Raw genomic sequence first — 3,629 nt, 5'->3', positions numbered from 1 at the left:
CCACCGCAGCCGGCGTCGTGCGCCGGGCGCGGGCCGCCCGGGACGTCGCCGACCTGGACGCCCGCGTCGCCGACTGCCGCGCCTGCCCGCGGCTCGTCGCCTGGCGCGAGGAGGTGGCCCGGACCCGCCGCCGCGCCCACCGCGACGAGGAGTACTGGGGGCGGCCGGTGCCCGGCTTCGGCGAGCCCGCGTCGCGCCTGCTCGTCCTCGGGCTCGCGCCCGCCGCCCACGGCGGCAACCGCACCGGCCGCGTCTTCACCGGCGACCGGTCGGGCGACTGGATCTTCGCCGCGCTGCACCGCGCCGACCTGGTCAACCAGCCGACGAGCACCGGGCGCGGCGACGGCCTCGTCGCCCCCGGCGCCCGCGTCGCGGCCGCCGTCCGGTGCGCGCCGCCCGACAACGCCCCGCTGCCGGTCGAGCGGGACACGTGCGCGCCGTGGCTGGACCGCGAGGTCGACCTCCTGCCCGGCCTCGCCGTCGTGCTCGCGCTCGGCGGCTTCGCCTGGCAGTCGGCGCTGGGGCTCGCCCGGCGGCGGGGCTGGGGCGTGCCGCGCCCGGCGCCGGTGTTCGGCCACGGCGCCGAGGCGGAGCTCGACCGGCCCGGCGGGGCGCCCGCCGTGCTCCTCGGCAGCTACCACGTGAGCCAGCAGAACACCGCGACCGGCCGGCTCACCGAGCCGATGCTCGACGCCGTCGTCCAGCGCGCGCGCGACCTCGCCCGCGGCGAGGCTGGCCGCTGATCGGCGCCCGGGTCCTGGCGCGCCACCGGCGAGAGGGAGGACGGCCATGGGTTGGAGCGAGCGCGACATCCCCGACCTGAGCGGGCGGACGGCGCTCGTCACCGGCGCCAACAGCGGCCTCGGGCTGCACGTGAGCCGGGCGCTGGCCCAGCACGGCGCCCGCGTGCTCATGGGCGCCCGCGACCGTGACCGCGGCGAGGCGGCGGTCGCGCGCGTGCGCGGTGCGGCGCCGCTGGCGACCGTCGAGCTCGTCGACGTCGACCTCGGCTCGCTCGCCGCCGTGCGCGCGGCGGCCGAGGACGTCCGGTCCCGCACGGACGACCGGCTCGACCTCCTCTTCGCCAACGCGGGCGTCATGGCCGTGCCGCGCCGGGAGACGAGCGACGGCTTCGAGCTGCAGCTGGGCACCAACCACCTCGGGCACTTCGCGCTCGTGGGCCAGGTGCTCCCGGCCCTGCTCGCCGCGCCGGCGGCCCGCGTCGTCAGCACGAGCAGCCAGGCCCACCGGTCCGGGCGCATGGACTTCGACGACCTCATGGGCGAGCGCTCGTACTCGCGGTTCGGCGCCTACGGGCAGAGCAAGCTGGCGAACCTGCTCTTCACCGCCGAGCTGCAGCGGCGCCTCGCCGCGTCCGGGGCGCGGGCGACCGCGGTCGCCGGGCACCCCGGCTGGTCGGCGACCGACCTCCAGGCGGGCGCCACGAGCGGGGTCCGCGTGCCGGGGGCCCGCGCCGTCATGGGCCTGGCCAACCGCCTCTTCGCGCAGAGCGACGCGGCGGGCGCCCTGCCCCTGCTCCGCGCGGGGACCGACCCGGCGGTGGAGGGCGGGGACTACCTCGGCCCCGACGGCCGCGGGGAGATGCGGGGCGCGCCCGTGCGCGTCGGGCGCTCCGAGCGGGCGGAGAGCGTCGCCGACGCGCAGCGGCTGTGGGCCGAGAGCGAGCGGCTCACCGGGGTCGTCTACGAGCTCCCCGTCCCGGCGTAGCGGCGCGCGACGGCGACCCGGCCGCTGCGGCGGGCGCGGCTAGGGTCGGCGCCGGGGGTCGCCCGGGGCTCGCGCCGCGGCGCGGGGACGGCCCACCGGCCCCCGTAGCCCAACGGCAGAGGCAGGCGCCTTAAAAGCGCTGCAGTGCGGGTTCGAGTCCCGCCGGGGGTGCGTGTCGAGGGCGCACGCCGGCAGCGCCGGACCTCCGGGGCGGCGGGGTGCGGCCGACCGGGCCGCTGGGCGCGGCCTGTGGAACTCCTCGGCACCCGGCGGCGTTGCACGGGGTGAGCGCGACGGCTCCGCCGTCCCGGCTCGAGCACGGCCCACCACGCACGCGGATGAGGAGTCCCATGCAGAGCAGCAACCCCGTCTTCAAGAACGACAAGGCGTTCTCGCAGGGCGGCTACGCCACCTTCGACACCGACCGCCGGGGCCGCGGTCAGGCGCCGACGTGGGGCGGCTCGGGCTCCGCGCAGGACATGACGCCGCAGCAGCTGCAGGACATGTACGCGCAGCCGTCGGCGGGCGCCGCCCAGCGCGGGCGCATGACCTACGACGACGTCGTCGTCCGCACGGGTGCGCTCTTCGGCGTCCTGCTCGTGGCCGCGGCGGCGACCTGGGTCCTGACGCCGGTCGGCGCGGGCCTGGGCTTCGTCCTGCCGGCCATGCTCGTCGCCGCGGGGCTCGGGATCTGGGCGCAGCTGAGCAAGAAGATCCGGCCCGGCGTGATGATGGCGTACGCGCTGCTCATGGGCATCGCGCTCGGCGCCATCAGCCAGGTCTACGAGGCGGCCTTCGCGGGCGTCGTCCCGGCCGCCGTCCTCGGCACCCTCGGCGCCTTCGCGGCCATGCTCGTGGCGTACAAGACCAAGCTCGTGCGCGCGACGCCGAAGTTCGTCCGCTTCATGAGCATCGCGGTGATGGGCTACCTCGCCGTGGTCGTCGTCAACCTGCTCGTCGCCGTCTTCACCGGCTCGAGCATCTACACGAGCCCGCTCGGCTGGCTCTTCAGCCTCATCGGCGTCGGCCTGGCCTCCTTCATGCTCATCATCGACTTCGACGTCATCGAGCAGGGCGTGAAGAACGGCCTCCCGCAGCAGTTCGCGTGGAAGGCGGCGTTCGGCCTCGTGACGACGCTCGTGTGGCTGTACGTCGAGATGCTGCGGCTGCTCGCCATCCTCCGCGGCAACGACTGACGCTCCCCGCGTGAGCACGGGCGACACCCCGGCCGACGCGGCGCGGCGCGAGCTGCGCCGCTGCCTCGACCGGATCGCCGCCCTCGGGCCCGGCCGCCTCGTGCGGCCGGGCCCCGGTGCGTCTGCGGGCGGTGCGTCGGGGGGACCCGTGGGCGTCGAGGCGGTGGGGTCCGGCGCGGCCGCCCGCCCCGTCGACGTCGTCCGCCCCGTGCTGCAGCACCTCGCCGACGCCGGCGCCGACCTCGAGGGCGAGCCCCGGCGCGCCGTGCCCGAGCTCGGGGCCCACGCCCTCGGCGACCAGCTCGCCGTCCTCGCGGGCGACGTCCTCGCCGCGGCGGACGCGCGCGGTGACGACGCCGCCGTCGTCGACCTGCACGACCGCCTCGTCGCCCTGCGCCGCGCCCTCTGACGCCTGCAGCGCGCAGCGCGTCCCGAGGTGGAGGTCGCGTCACCTCCCCGCTGGGGAGGCTCTCAGGGGTGGAGGAGTCGTCACCGTGGCGAGAGAGTCACCTCCGGGGTGAAGGAGGCGTCACCTTCGCGCTGGGGAGGCGCTCGGGCGTGGAGGAGGCGTCACCTTCGCGGTGCGAGCGCCCCAGCGGGTGAAGGAGGGGTCACCTCCGCGACGGGCGCCCTCAGCGGTCGGCGCGACGGCGCAGCCGCGCCCAGGCGCCGAGCGGGCCGCGGGCGGCTCCGTCGCGGTGCGCG

4 protein-coding genes and 1 tRNA gene are annotated in these 3,629 nt (G+C 77.6%); all 5 read left to right on the top strand.

The window, feature by feature from the left end; all coding sequences use genetic code 11:
- The coding region (locus HLB09_RS14525) for a uracil-DNA glycosylase (protein WP_281359462.1) at nt 1-743 on the top strand (743 nt) is incomplete at its 5' end.
- A 46-nt stretch (nt 744-789) separates the two neighbouring features.
- Nucleotides 790-1,728, top strand: a complete 939-nt coding sequence (locus tag HLB09_RS14520; protein WP_171204047.1) for an oxidoreductase — start codon at nt 790-792, stop codon at nt 1,726-1,728.
- A 98-nt stretch (nt 1,729-1,826) separates the two neighbouring features.
- Nucleotides 1,827-1,899, top strand: a tRNA-Leu gene (locus tag HLB09_RS14515).
- Between the two features lie 179 nt (nt 1,900-2,078).
- Complete coding sequence (locus HLB09_RS14510) at nt 2,079-2,924, top strand: Bax inhibitor-1/YccA family protein (protein ID WP_171204046.1); 846 nt, start codon at nt 2,079-2,081, stop codon at nt 2,922-2,924.
- Between the two features lie 10 nt (nt 2,925-2,934).
- Nucleotides 2,935-3,333, top strand: coding sequence for a hypothetical protein (locus HLB09_RS14505; RefSeq protein ID WP_171204045.1), 399 nt, complete (start codon nt 2,935-2,937; stop codon nt 3,331-3,333).
- The last annotated feature ends 296 nt before the right edge of the window (nt 3,334-3,629 follow it).

The organism is Pseudokineococcus marinus, assembly GCF_013004605.1.
In the GTDB taxonomy this organism is placed as follows: Bacteria; Actinomycetota; Actinomycetes; order Actinomycetales; family Quadrisphaeraceae; genus Pseudokineococcus; species Pseudokineococcus marinus.
The sequence above is the reverse complement of the archived record's forward strand: the minus strand, read 5'-3'. Positions and strand labels throughout refer to the sequence as shown.